The organism is Kitasatospora sp. NPDC057223 (genome assembly GCF_042669755.1).
Lineage (GTDB): Bacteria > Actinomycetota > Actinomycetes > Streptomycetales > Streptomycetaceae > Kitasatospora.
This window is the reverse complement of record NZ_JBHUWW010000164.1, coordinates 1-17,192: the sequence shown is the minus strand read 5'-3', so window position 1 is coordinate 17,192 and position 17,192 is coordinate 1. Positions and strand designations below refer to the sequence as shown.

The window sequence follows — 17,192 nt, the reverse complement described above, 5'->3', positions numbered from 1 at the left end:
GCCCGCGAGGGCGGGGCCGGCGGCGGCCGAACAGCCCGCGCCCGCCTCCTCGGTGTGCACCAGCTCGACGACGCAGACCCGGCAGTGCCGCTGCCGGTACTCGTGGCGGACCTCCATCAGCCAGCTGTCGGCGGACATCCGGCACACCGTGCGGGCGGGCTTCCCCTCCGGGTCGGAGCCCTCCTCGGAGCCCTCCTCGGGGACGCACGTCCGGGTGACCTCCTCGGCCGTCTCCCGGGCCTGCTCCCGGCCCTGCGGGGCCGCCCCGCTCCTGGCCGGCTCCCGGCGGTGGTACGTGGCGGAGTCACCGGCCACCGAGTCGTAGGCCCTCACGTCACGCTCGACGAGCACGTGCCAGGACCCGTCGGACACCCTGCGGAGCTCCCCCCGCCGGGCCGCGGGCCGGCCGCCGCGGCGGCAACGGCACGGGCGCGGTCCCACCCTGGTCCGGCGGGGGCCGCCGCACGGGGGAGAATGCCCACCGTACGAAGTACAGGGCGGCGGAAGGCGGCAGGTCCAGTGGAGCCTCGCATCATCGGCAGCGGTACGGACGAGCAGGCCGCGGACCCCTTCGACACATCGGCGCTGCGCCGGCGGGTGCTCGACGCCTGGTCGGCCTCCCCGGCCCGGTTCCGGGAGGACGCCAACGCCGAGGAGGAGCTGGCCCTCGGCGGCTACCGCGACCGCCTGGTCGTCGAACTCGCCCAGAACGCGGCCGACGCCGCCGCCCGGGCCGGCGCGGAGCCCGGCCGGCTGCGGCTGACCCTCCAGGGCGGTGTGCTCGCGGCCGCCAACACCGGCTCACCGCTCGACCCCGCCGCCGTGGAGTCGCTCTCCACCCTGCGGGCCTCCTCGAAGCGCACCGACGGGACTCCCACCGTCGGCCGGTTCGGCGTCGGCTTCGCCGCCGTCCTCGCCGTCACCGACGAGCCCGCCGTGCTCGGCGCCGCCGGCGGCGTCCGCTGGTCGCTCGCCGAGGCGCACGAACTGGCCGCCGCCGAGGCGCCGCTGGCCGAGGAGCTGCGCCGGCGCGACGGCCACGTGCCGCTGCTGCGCCTGCCGTTCGCCGCCCAGGGCGTCGCACCGCAGGGCTACGACACGGTGGTCGTCCTGCCGCTGCGCGACGCCGCCGCGGAGGATCTCGCGCGCCGCCTGCTCGCCGACATCGACGACGCCCTGCTGCTCACCCTGCCCGGCCTCGCCGAGATCGTCGTCGACACCCCGGAGGGGATCCGCACGCTGACCCGCTCGGCCGGCGAGGAGCGGCCCGACGGCATCACCGTGGTCACCCTCACGGACGACGCCGGGGGCGCCCCGGCCCGCACCACCTGGCAGCTGGCCGGCTCCTCCGGCACGACGGCGGCCGACCTGCTCGCCGACCGCCCGACCGAGGAGCGCGCCCGCCCGTACTGGACGGTGACCTGGGCCGTCCCGGTGACGGCGGAGGGCGCCCCGCTGCCGCCCCGCACCACCCCCGTGGTGCACGCCCCGACGCCCAGCGACGAGCCGCTCGGCATCCCGGCCCTGCTGATCGCCTCCTACCCGCTCGACCCGACCCGCCGGCACGTCGCGCCCGGCCCGCTCACCGACTTCCTCACCGAGCGCGCCGCCGACACCTACGCCGGACTGCTGCGGGCCCGGGGCGGCGACCTCGGCTCGCTCGGTCTCGTGCCCGGCCCGCTCGGGCAGGGGGCGCTCGACAACGCCCTGCGCGCGGCCGTCCTGAGCCGGCTGCCCGGCATCCCGTTCCTGCCGCACCCGGCGCCGGTCGAGGAGGGCACGCCCGCGCTCCGCCCCCTGGACGCCACGCTGCTGGAGGGCGCCGACACCTCGGTGGTCGAGGCGCTGGCACCGATCTTCCCGGGGCTGCTCCCGGCCGGCCTGGAGCGGCGCAGCGAGCTGCGGGTGCTGAACGTCCGCCGGATCCCGCTCGCCGAGGTGGTCGACCAGCTCGGCGGCCTCGACCGCGAGCCGGCCTGGTGGCGCAACCTGTACGGGGCGCTGGCCGGCGCCGACCCGGAGGCGCTCGGCGCGCTGCCCGTCCCGCTGGCCGACGGGCGGACGGTGACGGGCCCGCGGCGCGTGCTGCTGCCCTCCGCGGACGCCGACTGGGCCGGCTACCCCGGCTACCCGCAGACGCTGGCGGACGCCCTGGCGCTGCTCGGCCTGCGGCTGGCCCACCCGGATGCGGCGCACCCGCTGCTCGCCAAGCTCGGCGCGGCCACGGCCACGCCCGCCGGGGTGCTGGACACCCCCGAGGTGCGGGCCGCGGTGGCCCGCTCCTACGACGTCGCCGAGGACGACCTGAACGCCTCGGTGGACCTGGCCGACTCCGTGCTCGCCCTGGTCAAGGCCGCCGGGGCGACCCCGGGCGAGCATCCGTGGCTGGCCCGCCTCGCGCTGCTGGACGACGAGGGCGAGGCCACCCGCGCGGGCGAGCTGATCCTGCCCGACAGCCCGCTGGCGGCGCTGGCCCGCGAGGACGACGCCGGCTACCCGGACGACGAGCTGCTGGAGCGCTGGGGCCCCGAGGTGCTCGCCGCCGCGGGTGTGCTGAGCGCCTTCGTGCTGGTCCGCGCCGAGGACGTGGTGCTCGACCCGGACGACCTGGAGCGGCTCGACCCGACCGCCCCGGCCGACCGCGCCGCCGGCGGCACTCCGACCGGCCTGATCGACGAGGCGCCGGACGGCCTGGCCGACTGGTGCGAGGACACCATCGAGTCGCTGCACGCCGACGACGGCGGGGAGCTGGGCGTCCCGCCGGTGGCCGCCGAGCTGCTGGCCGTCCGCGACCTGGACCTGGTCGACGACGACGCCTGGCCCGAGGCCCTCGCGGTGCTGGCCCGCCCGCCGTACCGGGAGGCCGTGGTCAACCCCGTCCGCACGCTGCTGCCCAGCGGCGGGTACGTCGACCTGCCGCCGTACACCGCCTGGTGGCTGCGCGACCACCCGGTGCTGGACGGCCGGGAGCCCGCCGGCCTGCGGGCGGCCGGCGCCGACCCGCTGCTGCGCGGCCTGTACGACGAGGCCAGGACGACGCTGGACGAGCAGTTCCTGCACGCGCTCGGCGTGCGCACCACACTGGCCGCGCTGCTCGCCGAGCCGCACGGCGCCGACGAGCTGCTGGACCGCCTGACCGACCCGGCCTCCGTCGTCGGCCACCGCCAGCTGCACGGCATCCACAGTGCGCTGGCCGGGGTGCCGGTCGAGCAGGTCGAGCCGCTGGACACCGTCCGCGCGCTGCCGCCGCTGGACCGCGAGACCGGGCGCCGGGCGGCGCACACCGTGCTGGTGGACGCCACCGAGGCGGTCGTCGCGGACGCCCCCGACCTCGTCCAGCTGCTGCACTCCTACCCGCTGCTGCCGGTCGCCCCGGCGCTGGCCGCCGCCCTGGCCGAGCGGTTGCACGTCTCGCTCGCCAGCGAGGTGGCCGGCGGGCGGGTGCTCTCCGAGGGCTCGCTGCACCGAGTCCCGGCGGTGGTACGGGAGTTGCTGCCCGGCTGCCCGGTCGCGTACGAGGAGCACGACGAGCTGCTGGTGGTCGGCCCGGACGGCGAGGAGGCCGCCGTCGACTGGCGCTGGGACGCCTCGGCCGCCGCGCCGGAGGCGCCCTACGATCCGGAGACGGCCGAAGAGGCGGACGAGGACGACGAGTTCGACGTGCCGCCGGTGCCCGGCCTGCTGCATGCCGCCACCCCCGAGGGCCTGGCGGCGGGGCTGGCCTGGTCGGTCGGCCAGTGGCACCGCCGTTTCGAGGTGCTGGCCGCGCTCGCCGAGCCGGACCGCGCCTACGAGCTCTCCGCCGCACGGGACTTCGAGGGCTGACCGGCTGCGGGTCTCACGGCCTGCCGGACGCCTCCGCGGGGGCGTCCGGCGGCCCGCCCGCGCGCACCACGTCGAGGTAGTCGGCCACGGCGTCCCGGTTTCGGGTCAGGCACCGGATCCGCTCGGTCATCCGGTCCCGTTCGAGCTGGAGGGTGGCGAGCATCTCCGGTGTGGCGTCGGCGAAGTGGATGATCCGGGGCTTGTCGAGGCAGGGCAGGATCTGCTTGATGATGCGGGTCGGCAGCCCGGCGTCGAGCAGTCCTCTGACCTGGAGGACCCGGTCCACCGAGCTCTCGTCGTACTCGCGGTAGCCGTTCGGCGCCCGGTCGGAGACGATCAGCGACTGCTCCTCGTAGTAGCGCAGCAGCCGTCGGGGTGTGCCGGTGCGCTCCGAGAGCTCCCCGATCCTCATATGACCCGCCTCACAGTCGCCCGGTCCTGTTGACCCTCACATCAGTGTGAAGGTTCGAGCATAGCGGGCATGCGAACCGAGACCGCCTCATCACCACGTGCCCGCAACGGAGTTGAGAGCCGGAAGCTGCCACTGCCGGCCCTGCTCGCACTGGCCACCGCCGTCTTCGTCACCAGCCTCACCGAGACGCTCCCCGCCGGACTGCTGCCCGCGATGAGCGCCGACCTCGGGGTCGGGGAGTCCGCCGCCGGGCAGACGGTGACGGTCTACGCCGTCGGCACGGCCCTCACCGCGATCCCGCTGACGGCCGCCACGGCGGGGTGGCGGCGCAAGCGCCTGCTGCTCACCGCGATGGCCGGGTTCGCCGTCGCGAACACCGTCACGGCGGCCTCGGCGAGCTACCCGCTGACGATGGCGGCCCGGTTCCTGGCCGGGGTGGCCGCCGGCCTGGCCTGGGCACTGCTGGCCGGCCACGCCCGGCGGCTCGCCCCCGCGCACCTCCAGGGGCGGGCGGTCGCGATCGCGATGGCGGGCATCCCGCTCGCGCTGTCGCTGGGCGTGCCCGCCGGGACGCTGCTCGGCCGGGCGGTCGGCTGGCAGACCGCGTTCCTGGCCATGACCGGGCTCACCGTCGCCCTGCTGGGCTGGATCGCGGTGGCCGTCCCGGACCACCCCGGGCAGCGGCAGGACGCCGGCGCCCCGATGCTGCGGGCCCTGCGCATCCCCGGTGTGGCGCCCGTCCTGTTCGTCACGCTGGTCCTCGTCCTGGCGCACACCGTCCTGTACACCTTCATCGCCGCCTTCCTCGGCCGGCTCGGCATGGGCGGCGCCACCGACCGCGTGCTGCTGGTCTTCGGTGCCGCGTCCCTGCTGAGCATCTGGATCGTCGGCTCCCGGATCAACGGACGGCTGCGCGGGCTGACCGTCGGCAGTGTGCTGCTGTTCGCGGTGGCCGCCGCCGGGCTGGCGGTCCTGGCGGACAGCTCCGTCGCGGTCTACCTGGCGGCCGCCCTGTGGGGCCTCGGCTGGGGCGGCGCCCCGACGCTCCTGCAGACCGCCGTCGCCGACGCGGGCGGCGAGTCGGCGGACGCCGCGCAGGCCATGCTCGTCACGCTGTGGAACGTGGCGATGGCCGGCGGCGGGGTGGTCGGCGGAGTGCTGCTCGACCTGCTCGGCCCGCAGTCGTTCCCGTGGAGCGTGCTGGCCCTGCTGGCACCCGTCCTGGCCGTGGTGCTCGCCGCCCGTGCCCACGGCTTCCCCGCCGGGCGGGCGGCCGGGGCAGGCTGACACCGGGTCAGTGCGGCGCCGGCCCGGCGCCCTGGGCGCGCAGCCGGCGGTAGACCAGCACGGTCACGGTCAGCCAGAGGGCCGCCCCGAGCCCCTTCGCCAGGCGCAGCAGGCCGGGCGTCAGCTCGACGAACTGCCGGGCCCCCAGCAGGGCCAGGGCGAGCAGTCCGGCGGCCAGCATGCCGCCGAGGAAGGCGATGAACGCCTCCAGGTCACCACCACTGCGACGGGACATCCCGGCACCCCCCTTCGCGGTCAATTGTCGGTCCGCAGGCTGACGATCCGCCAGACCGCCTCCAGTGCCACGCCGGCCACCAGCGCGATGGCGACGCCGATCCACGGGTCCCGGGTGCCGGCCAGCGACAGCTGGAAGAAGTCCGACAGCCACGGCACGAGCAGGACCAGCGCGAACGCCCCGCCCATCGCCGAGATCAGCAGCAGCCGCCACCAGTTGTAGGGCCGGGCGACGATCGCCAGCACCCAGATCGCGACCAGGAACAGCGTCAGGGTCGCCACGCTGGTGTCGGCCTCCAGGTCGGTGGTGTGGTTCGCGCGGGCCAGCGCGTACGCGACGAAGGTGGCGGTGCCCGCGATCACCCCGCCCGGCACGGCGAGCCGCAGCACCCGGCGGACGAAGCCCCGCCTGGCGCGCTCGTTGTTGGGGGCCAGCGCCAGGAAGAAGGCCGGCACGCCGATGGTCAGGGTGGAGAGCACGGTGGAGTGCCGGGGGAGGAACGGGTACGGCGAGTGGGTGCAGATCACCAGGATCGCCAGCAGCACCGAGTACACGGTCTTCACCAGGAAGAGGGTGGCCACCCGCTCGATGTTGCCGATCACCCGGCGGCCCTCGGCGACCACCGAGGGCAGGGTGGCGAAGCTGTCGTCCAGCAGCACGATCTGGGCGACCGCCCGGGTGGCCTCGCTGCCCGAGCCCATCGCCACGCCGATGTCGGCGTCCTTGAGGGCGAGCACGTCGTTGACGCCGTCGCCGGTCATCGCCACGGTGTGGCCGCGGGCCTGGAGCGCGCCGACGAGTTCGCGCTTCTGCTGCGGGGTGACCCGGCCGAAGACGGACGTCCGGTCGGCGGTGTCGGCCAGCTCCTCGGGGTCGGTGGGCAGCGTCCGGGCGTCGAGCGGGTGCTCGGCGCCGGGCAGGCCCAGGTGGGAGGCGACGGCGCCGACCGAGACGGCGCTGTCGCCGGAGATCACCTTCGCCCTGACCTGCTGGCCCTCGAAGTACCGCAGGGTGTCTGCGGCGTCGTCGCGGAGCCGCTGTTGGAGCACCACCAGGGCCAGCGGCTGGAGGCCGTCCGCCGGGTCGGGGGCGTCCAACGGGACGAGGGTGCGGCCCAGCAGCAGCACCCGCAGGCCCTTGGCGCCCAGCTCGTCCACCTCGGCGAGGGTCGGGTGGCCCGCGGCGAGCAGCACGTCGGGGGCGCCGAGCAGCCAGCTGGCCTCGGCCCCCTGCGGCTCCAGCAGCTGCACCCCGCTCCATTTGCGGGCGGAGGAGAACGGCATCGCCTCGATCACCCGCCACTCGCCGTCGGGGGCGCCCGCGCCGCCGTACGCGTCGATGATGGCCTGCATGCTGGGGTTCGGCCGGGCGTCGGCGCCCGCCAGGGCGGCGAGGGCCGTGCGCAGGGCGGCCGGGTCGCTCTCCTGGGCCGGGCCGCTCCCGTGGGCCGGACCGGCGTCGTCCCGGACGGCCAGCGGCCGCAGTTCGAGCACGTCCATGCCGCCCTCGGTGAGGGTGCCGGTCTTGTCCAGGCAGACGGTGTCGACCCGGGCGAGGCCCTCGATCGCGGGCAGTTCCTGCACCAGGCACTGCTTGCGCCCCAGCCGGACCACCCCGATCGCGAACGCGACGGAGGTCAGCAGGACCAGCCCCTCGGGCACCATCGGCACGATGCCCGCGACCATCCGCCGGACGGCCTCGCGCCAGTCGCTGCCCTCCACCGCGAGCTGGCTGATGATGAGGCCGATCGCGGTCGGGATCAGCAGCCAGGTGATGAACTTCAGGATGCTGTCGATGCCGCTGCGCAGTTCGGAGCTGACCAGGGTGAACCGGCTCGCCTCCTCGGCCAGCTGGGCGGCGTACGCCTCGCGGCCGACCCTGGTCGCGGTGAACGCGCCGGCGCCGGCCACCACGAAGCTGCCGGACATCACCTGGTCGCCGGGCTGCTTCAGCACCGGGTCCGGCTCGCCGGTGAGCAGCGACTCGTCGATCTCCAGGCCGTCCGCCTCGGTGACCTCGCCGTCCACGATCACCTTGTCGCCGATGCCGAGCAGCACGGTGTCGTCCAGCACGATCTGCGCGACCGCCACCTGCTCGACGCGGCCGTCCCGGCGGACCTGCGGCCTGGCCTCGCCGATCAGCGCGAGGCTGTCCAGGGTCCGCTTGGCGCGCAGCTCCTGGATGATGCCGATCGCCGTGTTCGCCACGATGACCAGGCCGAACAGTCCGTCCTGGATCGGGCCGACCACCAGGATGATCCCGAACATCACGCCGATGATCGCGTTGAACCGGGTGAAGACGTTCGCCCGGACGATCTCCCTGAGCGAGCGGCTGGACCGGACGGGGACGTCGTTGACCTCCCCGCGGGTGACCCGCTCGGCGACCTCGGCCGCGCTGAGCCCGCCGCGGCGCCCCGGCACGAGGCCCAGGGGGCGCGCACCGGGGGCGGATCCCTCGGCGTCGCTGCTCCCGGCGCCGGCCGTGTCTTCCGCGGGGTGCGTCATGGCACCGACTTTACGGGCGCGTTATGTCCGGTGCGTGCTACTAAGGACCGATTCAGTCCGACCGGGTGGCGGAGGTGTCGCCGTTCGTCCCGTCCGGCTCGTGGTGCTCGTCCGGCCGGGCCTCTGCGGCCGCCCGGTCGCGGGCGATGGCGTCGCGGCGGGCCCGGCAGTACCAGAGGCCGATCAGGCCGAGCCCGGCGCCGGCCAGGCAGATCCACTGCCAGTCGCCGCGGCCCTGCTCGGCGAGCGTGCCGTGGAAGGGGAGCAGGGCCAGGAAGGCGACGAACCACAGCACCGTGCCGCCGCCGACGATGGCGACGTCGTTGGCCTCCAGGGGCGGGGGCGAGGGGCGCAGTGGGGTCTTCGGCATGGGGCCTAGGGTACGGCTGCGACGGGGGTGGTGTGCAGTGCCCACACGGCCGGGGGTCGTGGTTCTGGGCGACAGGCCCTGACGTTTCATGATCGTTCTACGCGCGAAGATAGCGCGTGCACGACCAAGGAACTCATACTTGGGATTCCGGTTGGCCCCGACGTGTGCCTTGACCACCCCGAGTCGGCCGGAACGCCCGGCCCACTGGTGCTCCGGGCGGACACCCTCTCCTCCGCCCCCACCCGAGGATGCACGCATGTCAGTGGCCCAGCCGACCACCGAGTCGCCCGAGCCTTCCCCGTCGTCACCGAAAACCCCCACCGGTGCCGTCGACCGCTTCTTCAAGATCTCCGAGCGGGGCTCCAGCCTGGCCCGCGAGGTCCGGGGCGGTGTCGCCACCTTCTTCACGATGGCGTACATCCTCGTCCTGAACCCGATCATCCTCTCCAGCGCCGTCGACATGAACGGCGCTCACCTCGACGGCAAGCAGCTGGTCACCGCGACCGCGCTCACCGCCGCGCTGACCACCCTGCTGATGGGCGTGATCGGCAACGTCCCGATCGCGCTGGCCGCCGGACTGGGCGTCAACACCATCGTGGCCCTCCAGCTCGCGCCCAGGATGACCTGGCCGGACGCGATGGGCATGGTCGTGCTGGCCGGCTTCGCGATCATGCTGCTGGTCGCCAGCGGCCTGCGCGAACGGGTCATGAACGCCGTGCCGCTCGGCCTGCGCAAGGCCATCGCCATCGGTATCGGCCTCTTCATCGCCCTCGTCGGCCTGGTCGACTCCGGCTTCGTCAGCCGCATCCCGGACGCCGCCCACACCACCGTGCCGCTCCAGCTCGGCAGCGACGGCCACCTCAACGGCTGGCCCGTGCTGGTCTTCATCCTCGGCCTGCTGCTGACCCTCGTCCTGCTGGTCCGCAAGGTGCCCGGCGCGATCCTGATCAGCATCGTCGTGATGACCGGCGTCGCGCTGGTGATCGACACGATCGCCGACATCCCCGCGCTGAACTGGGGCCTGACCGTCCCGGCCTGGCCCGGCAACCCGGTCGCCGCCCCCGACTTCGGCCTGCTCGGCAAGGTCAGCCTGTTCGGCGGCTTCGACAAGGTCGGCTTCCTCACCGGCATCCTGTTCGTCTTCACCGTCCTGATGAGCTGCTTCTTCGACGCGATGGGCACCATCCTCGGCGTAGCCGACGAGGCCCACCTGCTCGACAAGAACGGCGACCTGCCCGGCATCAACAAGATCCTGATGGTCGACGGCATCGCCACCGCCGCCGGCGGCGCCACCTCGTCCTCCGCCAACACCTGCTTCGTGGAGTCCACCGCCGGCGTCGGCGAGGGCGCCCGCACCGGCTTCGCCTCGATCGTCACCGGCGCGCTCTTCGTGGTCGCGCTCTTCCTCACCCCGCTGGCCACCATGGTGCCCGCCCAGGCCGCCACCCCGGCCCTGGTCACCGTCGGCTTCCTGATCCTCGCGAACTCCATCCGCGACATCGACTGGAGCGACTACACCATCGCCATCCCGGCGTTCCTCACCATGGTGATGATGCCGTTCACGTACTCCATCACCAACGGCCTCGGCATCGGCTTCATCACCTTCTGCGTGCTGCGCCTGGCCGTCGGCCGCGGCCGGTCGGTGCCGGTGGCGATGTACGCCGTCGCCGCCGTCTTCGCCTTCTACTACCTGATGCCGGCCCTCGGGCTGCTCTGACCCGGTACGTCCGCCGTACCGGCGTCCCCCGCCGGCCCGCTTCGAGCCCTTCCCCGCCCCGGGGAAGGGCTCGAAGCGTTGTGGGGGTCTCCGGTCGCTGTCCAGCGGGACGGTGTGTCAGACGACGGTGAGTCGGCTCACCAGCAGCTCCACCCGTTGCCCGGCTTCCGCCGGCAGCAGCCGCCCGGCCCGGGTCAGGGTGGCCAGCCCGTGCAGGGCCGCCCAGAACGTCTCGGTGAACAGCCCCGGGTGGACGCCCTCGCCGGCGACCTCGCCGAGGCTCTCCAGCAGGGCGGCGAAGGCGTCCTTCAACGGCGCGGGGGTGTCCTCGGCCGCGAAGGCCAGGCCGCCGTCGAGCTGGAAGATGGCGTCGTACACCGCCGGGTTGCCTTCGGCGAAGTCGAGGTAGGCCCGGGCGAGGGCGGTGGCCCGGGCGCGGGGGCCGTCGACGGCGGAGGTCGCGGCCCGCACCGTCGCGGCCATCTCGGTGGCGCCCTGGAGGGCGACGGCGCCGATGATCTCGCGCTTGCCGCGGAAGTGGCTGTAGAGGACGGGCTGGCTGTACTCGATGCGCTCGGCGAGCCGGCGGGTGGTGACCGCGTCCCAGCCCTGCTGCTCGGCGAGTTCGCGGGCCGTCGCCACGATGAGGCGCTCGCGGGCCGCCCGTTCGCGTTCCTTGCGTTCCTGTACCGACATGACTGAATTCTAGCACTGCTAGACAATCCAGCGGCAGTAGCGCTAGCGTCGTACCATCATCTAGCGCCGCTAGATAACAGGAGGGGTCGTCATGCTCAACGCACTTGAGGTGTTCACCGTCGTGGTCGTCGGCCTGATGGTGGGGGTGGAGTTCTCGGTCGCCTTCATCATCAACCGGATCCTCGGCGCCCTGCCCGAGGACAGCGACCAGCTCGGCCGCGCCCACGGGGGCCGGATGCTCGGCGCCCTGATGCCGTTCTGGTACATCACCTCCCTCGTCCTGAGCGCCGTCTGGGCCGTCGCCGGATGGCACCGCCCCGGCGCCGTACTCGTCGTCGTCGCCGCCGGGCTGCTGGTCGTCAGCGTGGTCATGTCCGTCCTGCTGCTCGTCCCGATCAACGACCGCAGCAAGACGTGGACCGCCGAGAACCGACCCGCGGACTGGAAGGAGCAGAGCAACCGGTGGGACCGCTACCACTACGCCCGCGTCGCCGTCATCGTCGCCGCCTTCGCCCTGCTGGCCACCGCCCTCGCCTGAGCCGGCGCCCTCGCCTGAGCCGGCGCCCTCGCCTGAGCCGGCGCCCTCGCCTGAGCCACCGCCCTCGCCCGGGCCGGTGTCCTCGCCCGGGCCGGCGGCGACCGGGGCCTGCCGAGGGGCCCGGCGGGGTGTTTCGGCCGGTGGGAGGGCTGCGGTTGACCGTTGATCCGACCGGGTGCACCTTGGACTTGCGGCGCGGATTCGGTGGGCCGGGCGGGAGTTGCCCGGCCGTCGGTCCGGAGGCCCGCCTCCCTCCTCTCCCATCCTCTGCTCCGGCAGCGGTGCGGCGTGTGGCGCGCGGCGGTCGACCGGGTGCGCCGGTGCCTGCCGGGCGATCGAAGGGAGACGGCCGTGAAGCTGTCCAGTCGACTTGTGGCCGGGTGTACGGGTGCGGTGGCGGCGCTGGCGCTGACCTTCACCGCCGGCGGCGGGAGTGCGGGCGCCTACCTGCCGGGCGGTTCGGCGACCGGTGCGCCCGGGTCGGCGCAGCCGTCGGCGCCGCAGTCCTCGGAGCCCGCGGGGACGCCGACGCTCTCCGAACAGGAGCTCGCGGCGCGGCTGGACCAGTACCAGCCGGAGCAGGGCCAGGGCAGTTCGGCCTTCCAGGGCGACACCGTCGGAGCCGTCACACCCGAGGCGGTCGGTGCGTACCTCGCCGAGGTGATGGCGAGCACGGACGCCTACTGGGACGGGTACTTCGCCGAGATCGGCGCGCAGGAGCCGATGTACTTCTACGCCGTCGTGGCGCCGGGCCAGACGTTCCGGAGCAACTGCCAGGAGGGCCGGATCGGGGCCGACACCCCGAACTCGTACTACTGCCCGGCGGACTTCTACACCGACGACCAGGGGGTCGAGTACGCCGGCTCCGTCGTCCTGCCCCTGACCACCTTCGCCGACATGTGGGCGGGCAGGATCTTCGACAGCGGTGCCGACCCGGACTTCAAGGGCGACTTCGCCGCTGCGGCGATCGCCGCCCACGAACGCGGCCACGAGGTGCAGCACGAGTTGCAGGTGCAGTACGGCCTGCCGGACATCGTGCAGTCGGTGAACGGCAGCACGGTGCGGCTGAAGGAGAAGGAGCTCATCGCCGACTGCTTCAGCGGCAACTGGGCCAACTACGCCTACCAGCAGAACTACCTGGTGGGTACGGACGTCGAAGAGGCGGTGGCGGCGCTGGACGCCATCGGGGACACGTCCCAGCAGGGGAGTGATCCGCACGGGAGCCCGGAGGAGCGCGCGGAGGCGTTCATGCTCGGCTACAACACCGGCGCCCCCTACCAGTGCATGAAGCAGTACTGGGTGACGGTCGACTGGCGGCAGTAGGGCTGCTGCGACCTGGGGTGACGTGTCGCCAAATGATCGTTGTGCGCCCGTGGGTTGACGTCTGCTGTCGGTATCCGACGGGGGCCGGGCGGGGCTCTCATCCGTGCGGGTGAACCCGCTTCGGGGTGCGCGGATTGTGCGCTACGGTCCGTGGCAGAGGCATCACTCAACGTTTGACCCCGGCGGTGCTAGAGACACCCCGGGGCCCGACACTCAGGAGAGAAGAGCTCCCAAATGCAGATTCATCGTATCGCGCACAAGCGTGACTACACGGTGCTGTCGAACAAGACGCTCCAGGACCCGACGCTGAGTTTCAACGCGTTGGGCATTCTGGTGCGCATGCTGTCGCGCCGGGACGGACGGGTCGTCAACGTCCGTACCCTGGCCGCCGAGGGCCCCACCGGGCGGGACGCCGTCGCGTCCGGGCTGCGGGAGCTGAAGGCCCGTGGCTACTACTTCGTGGAGACCGCGCCGGACCCCGACACCGGCCGCGTCCTGTCCACCACGGACCTCTACGAACGCCCCCGCGCCGACATGCCCGCCCCCGACACCACCCTCGCTCCCGCCCCCGTCCGGGAGGCCGTCCTCCCAGCCCAGCGGCGTTCTCCGGCGGCCGGGAATCCGGAACCCGGGAAGACGGGAACCACCCCTACAGGGGCTATTACTACGGGAGCAGTACCCAACCCCCCGGAGCCCGCGCCCACAGCCGCCGCGCGCACGAAGCGGACCCCGGCCGCACCGCCACCCCCGCCCGGCCCGGCCGCCGCCGCCGTCCTGCACCACCTCGCCGCCACCGACCACCGCCTCATCCTCGGCGCCAGGGACCGCGCCACCATCGCCCCCCTCATCGACCGGTGGCTAGCCAACGGCGCCACCCAGGGCCAGATCATCAGCGCCGCCACCCTCGGCCTGCCCGCCGACCTCCGCTGCCCCGCAGGCCTGCTCACCCACCGCCTCCAGACCAAACTCCCACCCCCGCCCCACCACCTCCCCGCACCACCCCGCCCCCTCGCCGACCACCCCGAATGCCGCACCTGCGACCGACCCCTCACCACCCCCGAACCCACCCCCGACGGACTCTGCGGCGACTGCCGCCACATCCGCGACAACCCCCTCCTCCCACCCGACCACTGGATCTTCACCGAACCACTCCCCGACGAGACCGCCCCCGAAGCAATCCCCGCCTGACGCGGCGGCGGCCGGTCCGATATCCAACAGGTCCCCTGTGTAGCCCAGTTGACGATGGGCATACTGCCTGGACGGGTAACGGGGAGGGGGCGTCGGCTGATGGTGCAAGAGGATCCGCCGGGGACGGATGAGGCGCGGCTGCTGCCGGAGCCGTTCTGGACGGCTGACCGGGCGTCGTTGCAGGGGCAGCGGCTGACCCTGCGTTGGTACCGGGGGCAGATCGTGATGCTGGTGCTCGCGGCGGTGGTGAGCACCGTGCCGGGGCCGGGCCGTCGCGGGGACGCGGACGTGACGCCGCTGTTCTCGGTGGCCGCCTTCCTGGCGGCCGGGTACTTCTGGTACCGGCTGCGCCAGAGCAACCCGCAGGGGCGCTGGTACGAGGCGCGGGCGGCGGCCGAGTCGGTGAAGACGCTGGCGTGGAAGTACACGGTGCGGGCCAGGCCGTTCGCCGGTCCGGCGGAGTCGGCGGAGGTCGACCGGGGCTACCTGCTGCACGTCGCCGACGTACTGAAGGCGTTCGAGGACCCGTCGGTGGTGCCGCCGGGCACGGTGCCGGAGATCACTCCGGAGATGCGCAGGGTCCGGGCGGCCGGGCTGACGGAGCGCCGCACGCTCTACCTGCGGGCCCGGGTGGAGGGCCAGCGGACGTGGTACCGGGCCCGGGCGGACGCCTGCGAGTCGCAGTCGGTGTCCTGGGGCCTGGGGACGGCGGCGCTGATCATCGTCGGCGGGGCAGCGGCGGTGGCGCAGGCGATGGGCGCGCTGCCGGTGCACGTGTTCGGGGCCTGCTCGGCGGCCGCCGCCTCGGTGATCGCGTGGACCCAGCTGAAGCAGCTGCGGCCGCTGGCCTCGGCGTACCAGCTGGCCGCGCGGGAGCTGGAGAACGTCGGCAACCAGCTCTCCGACCTGGACCTGAAGACGCCGGACGCGGAGGAGCGCTGGGCCACCCTGGCCGCCGAGGCGGAGGACGCGGTGTCGCGCGAGCACACCACCTGGCGGGCCCGGCGGGCCTTCCCCCGCTGACCCGCCGACCCGGGCGGCTGGGGGAGATTCGGCGGGTGGCGCGGGTGTTTGGTCATGCCGCTGTGCAGGGTGCGTGAGGGTCGGCCGGGGGTGCCCCTTTCGTCCCTGTTACGTGTCCATGCCCATGGTTGGATCGTGGCGGTCGCCCCGGACGACGTCCACCGGGCGACCCGTGCCGGGGGGCATGGCCGTTCGCGGTCCCCGCTACCGGCTCCGGCCGAGGCGGGGCGCCGTGCGCACCCGCCGGCCGGCCCCTCGCGCGACCACGACACCACTTCAGGTACCTGGTCGGAGGGCACCCTTGCGCATTCTTCTGATCGCCGGCGCGTTCAACAGTCTGACCCAGCGGGTCCACACCGAACTGCGCGAGCAGGGCCACACGGTGGCCGTGGAACTGGCGCTCGGCGACGAACTCGTACGGGCCGCCGTCGCCCGGACGGACCCCGAGCTGGTCATCTGCCCGATGCTGACCCGGGCGATACCCGAGGACGTCTGGTCCACCCGGACGGTACTGATCGTGCACCCCGGCCCCAAGGGCGACCGGGGCCCGTCCTCGCTGGACTGGGCGATCCACGAGGACGCCGAACAGTGGGGCGTCACCGTTCTGCAGGCCGTCGGGGAGATGGACGCCGGCGACATCTGGGCGTCCGTGGACTTCACCGTGCAGCCCTGCGGCAAGAGCGACCTGTACCGGGGCGAGGTCGCCGACGCGGCCGTCGAGGCCGTCCTGCTGGCCGTCCGGCGCTTCGCGAGCGCGCTGTTCACCCCCGAACCGCTGGACTACCAGCGCCCGGACGTCCGGGGGAGCCTGCGGCCCTACCACGCCCAGGAGTTCCGCCGGATCGACTGGACGGCCGACGACACCGCCACCGTCCTGCGCAAACTGCGCTCGGCCGACTCCCAGCCCGGCGTACTGGACGAGCTGTACGGGCGGGAGTACTTCCTGCACGGCGGCCACCCCGAGGACCGGCTGCGCGGCAGCGTCCCCGGCAAGGTGATCGCCACCCGCGACGGCGCGATCTGCCGGGCCACCACCGACGGCGCGGTGTGGATCCCGCAACTGCGCCCGCGCCGCACCCCCGGCGGCCCCGCGACCTTCAAGCTCCCCGCCGCCACCGTGCTGCGCGAACAGCTCACCGCCGTCCGGGAGATACCGGTCGCCCCGGCCGACGCGGCCGGCCGCGAGACCTGGGCGGAGATCCGCTACCGCGAGGAGGGCGGCGCCGGCTTCCTCGAATTCGCCTTCCCCAGTGGCGCGATGAGCACCGACCAGTGCCGCCGCCTGCTGGCCGCCTACCGCGAGGCGGCCGAGCGGCCGACCTCGGTGCTCGTCCTCGGCCCCGGCCGGGACTTCTTCTCCAACGGCATCCACCTCAACGTCATCGAGGGCGCGTCGTTCCCCGCGCTGGAGTCCTGGGACAACATCAACGCGATGGACGACCTGGTCGAGGCGGTCCTCACCACCACCGACAAGGTGACCGTCTCCGCCGTCGCCGGGAACGCCGCCGCCGGCGGCCTGATGCTCGCCATCGCCGCCGACGAGGTCTGGTGCCGCGACTCCGCCGTGCTCAACCCGCACTACCGCCTGATGGGCCTGCACGGCTCCGAGTACTGGACGTACACGCTGCCGCGCCGGGTCGGCGCCGAACACGCCGAACGGCTCACCTCCGCCGCCCTGCCGGTCGGCGCGGCCGAAGCCGCCCGGATCGGCCTGGTGGACCGCACCTTCGGTGAGGACGCCGCCGGCTTCCGCCGCCGGGTGGACCGCGAAGCCGTCCGGCTGGCCGGATCGGCCGACCTCACCGGCCGGCTGCTGGCGAAGAAGCGCAGCCGCGAGGAGGACGAGCGGGCCAAACCGCTCGCGGCCTACCGCGCCGAGGAACTGCGCCTGATGCACCGCAACTTCTACGGCGCCGGCGAGCCCTACCACGAGCTGCGGCGGGCCTTCGTGCACAAGGCGTGCCCCGTCCGCACCCCCGAGCACCTGACGGCGCCGCTGGGTCCGGCGACCTGACGCCCGGCCGGTTGGCCCGAGGCGTGCCACGGCGGCCCGGCCCGGAATGTGAGTCCGGGC

Annotated in this window: 14 protein-coding genes; 8 read left to right on the top strand and 6 right to left on the bottom strand. The window is 73.9% G+C overall.

Annotated features, from left to right (window positions below):
* Positions 1 to 372: hypothetical protein (locus ACFUK0_RS35575; RefSeq protein WP_380257349.1), on the bottom strand; the 372-nt coding region annotated here is incomplete at its 3' end.
* Between the two features lie 147 nt (positions 373 to 519).
* Between ACFUK0_RS35575 and ACFUK0_RS35570 the strand changes: the two genes are divergently transcribed.
* Positions 520 to 3,825: a sacsin N-terminal ATP-binding-like domain-containing protein gene (locus tag ACFUK0_RS35570; RefSeq protein WP_380257347.1), complete on the top strand. Its 3,306-nt coding sequence runs from the start codon at positions 520 to 522 to the stop codon at positions 3,823 to 3,825.
* A gap of 13 nt (positions 3,826 to 3,838) precedes the next feature.
* Here the strand turns inward: ACFUK0_RS35570 and ACFUK0_RS35565 are convergent, their stop codons facing one another.
* Positions 3,839 to 4,237 (bottom strand): MerR family transcriptional regulator, encoded by a 399-nt coding sequence (locus ACFUK0_RS35565; RefSeq protein ID WP_380257345.1) that lies wholly within the window; start codon positions 4,235 to 4,237, stop codon positions 3,839 to 3,841.
* A gap of 69 nt (positions 4,238 to 4,306) precedes the next feature.
* Between ACFUK0_RS35565 and ACFUK0_RS35560 the strand changes: the two genes are divergently transcribed.
* Entirely contained in the window at positions 4,307 to 5,524 is a 1,218-nt protein-coding gene (locus tag ACFUK0_RS35560; protein ID WP_380257343.1) for an MFS transporter, read from the top strand.
* Positions 5,525 to 5,531: 7 nt separating this feature from the next.
* Here the strand turns inward: ACFUK0_RS35560 and ACFUK0_RS35555 are convergent, their stop codons facing one another.
* The 3 genes from ACFUK0_RS35555 to ACFUK0_RS35545 are packed head-to-tail and all read right to left on the bottom strand — an operon-like array spanning position 5,532 to position 8,633.
* Positions 5,532 to 5,759, bottom strand: coding sequence for a hypothetical protein (locus ACFUK0_RS35555; RefSeq protein ID WP_380257341.1), 228 nt, complete (start codon positions 5,757 to 5,759; stop codon positions 5,532 to 5,534).
* 20 nt (positions 5,760 to 5,779) lie between these two features.
* Positions 5,780 to 8,263 (bottom strand): HAD-IC family P-type ATPase, encoded by a 2,484-nt coding sequence (locus ACFUK0_RS35550; RefSeq protein ID WP_380257339.1) that lies wholly within the window; start codon positions 8,261 to 8,263, stop codon positions 5,780 to 5,782.
* Between the two features lie 52 nt (positions 8,264 to 8,315).
* The gene (locus ACFUK0_RS35545; protein ID WP_380257337.1) at positions 8,316 to 8,633 is read right to left on the bottom strand and encodes a DUF2530 domain-containing protein; all 318 of its coding nucleotides are present in this window, start codon (positions 8,631 to 8,633) and stop codon (positions 8,316 to 8,318) included.
* 256 nt (positions 8,634 to 8,889) lie between these two features.
* Between ACFUK0_RS35545 and ACFUK0_RS35540 the strand changes: the two genes are divergently transcribed.
* Complete coding sequence (locus ACFUK0_RS35540) at positions 8,890 to 10,350, top strand: NCS2 family permease (RefSeq protein WP_380257335.1); 1,461 nt, start codon at positions 8,890 to 8,892, stop codon at positions 10,348 to 10,350.
* 117 nt (positions 10,351 to 10,467) lie between these two features.
* Here ACFUK0_RS35540 and ACFUK0_RS35535 read toward each other — a convergent pair whose 3' ends face one another.
* Positions 10,468 to 11,046: a TetR/AcrR family transcriptional regulator gene (locus ACFUK0_RS35535; RefSeq protein ID WP_380257333.1), complete on the bottom strand. Its 579-nt coding sequence runs from the start codon at positions 11,044 to 11,046 to the stop codon at positions 10,468 to 10,470.
* 91 nt (positions 11,047 to 11,137) lie between these two features.
* Between ACFUK0_RS35535 and ACFUK0_RS35530 the strand changes: the two genes are divergently transcribed.
* The 5 genes from ACFUK0_RS35530 (at position 11,138) to ACFUK0_RS35510 (ending at position 17,132) form a co-directional block, all read left to right on the top strand.
* Entirely contained in the window at positions 11,138 to 11,584 is a 447-nt protein-coding gene (locus tag ACFUK0_RS35530; protein WP_380257331.1) for an anthrone oxygenase family protein, read from the top strand.
* Between the two features lie 351 nt (positions 11,585 to 11,935).
* A complete protein-coding gene (locus ACFUK0_RS35525) occupies positions 11,936 to 12,907 on the top strand; it encodes a neutral zinc metallopeptidase (RefSeq protein WP_380257329.1) in 972 nt (323 codons plus the stop codon).
* 234 nt (positions 12,908 to 13,141) lie between these two features.
* The gene (locus tag ACFUK0_RS35520; protein ID WP_380257326.1) at positions 13,142 to 14,095 is read left to right on the top strand and encodes a hypothetical protein; all 954 of its coding nucleotides are present in this window, start codon (positions 13,142 to 13,144) and stop codon (positions 14,093 to 14,095) included.
* 99 nt (positions 14,096 to 14,194) lie between these two features.
* Positions 14,195 to 15,118 carry a DUF4231 domain-containing protein gene (locus tag ACFUK0_RS35515; RefSeq protein WP_380257324.1) on the top strand — a complete coding sequence of 308 codons (924 nt, stop codon included), beginning with the start codon at positions 14,195 to 14,197 and terminating at the stop codon, positions 15,116 to 15,118.
* 301 nt (positions 15,119 to 15,419) lie between these two features.
* Positions 15,420 to 17,132 carry a hydrogenase maturation protein gene (locus ACFUK0_RS35510; RefSeq protein ID WP_380257322.1) on the top strand — a complete coding sequence of 571 codons (1,713 nt, stop codon included), beginning with the start codon at positions 15,420 to 15,422 and terminating at the stop codon, positions 17,130 to 17,132.
* The last annotated feature ends 60 nt before the right edge of the window (positions 17,133 to 17,192 follow it).

Bases quoted from the DNA above. Each gene is read 5' to 3' on its own strand.
- ACFUK0_RS35565 (WP_380257345.1), bottom strand. From the start codon at position 4,237: ATGAGGATCGGGGAGCTCTCGGAGCGCACCGGCACACCCCGACGGCTG.
- ACFUK0_RS35560 (WP_380257343.1), top strand. From the start codon at position 4,307: ATGCGAACCGAGACCGCCTCATCACCACGTGCCCGCAACGGAGTTGAG.
- ACFUK0_RS35555 (WP_380257341.1), bottom strand. From the start codon at position 5,759: ATGTCCCGTCGCAGTGGTGGTGACCTGGAGGCGTTCATCGCCTTCCTC.
- ACFUK0_RS35550 (WP_380257339.1), bottom strand. From the start codon at position 8,263: ATGACGCACCCCGCGGAAGACACGGCCGGCGCCGGGAGCAGCGACGCC.
- ACFUK0_RS35545 (WP_380257337.1), bottom strand. From the start codon at position 8,633: ATGCCGAAGACCCCACTGCGCCCCTCGCCCCCGCCCCTGGAGGCCAAC.
- ACFUK0_RS35540 (WP_380257335.1), top strand. From the start codon at position 8,890: ATGTCAGTGGCCCAGCCGACCACCGAGTCGCCCGAGCCTTCCCCGTCG.
- ACFUK0_RS35535 (WP_380257333.1), bottom strand. From the start codon at position 11,046: ATGTCGGTACAGGAACGCAAGGAACGCGAACGGGCGGCCCGCGAGCGC.
- ACFUK0_RS35530 (WP_380257331.1), top strand. From the start codon at position 11,138: ATGCTCAACGCACTTGAGGTGTTCACCGTCGTGGTCGTCGGCCTGATG.
- ACFUK0_RS35520 (WP_380257326.1), top strand. From the start codon at position 13,142: ATGCAGATTCATCGTATCGCGCACAAGCGTGACTACACGGTGCTGTCG.
- ACFUK0_RS35515 (WP_380257324.1), top strand. From the start codon at position 14,195: ATGGTGCAAGAGGATCCGCCGGGGACGGATGAGGCGCGGCTGCTGCCG.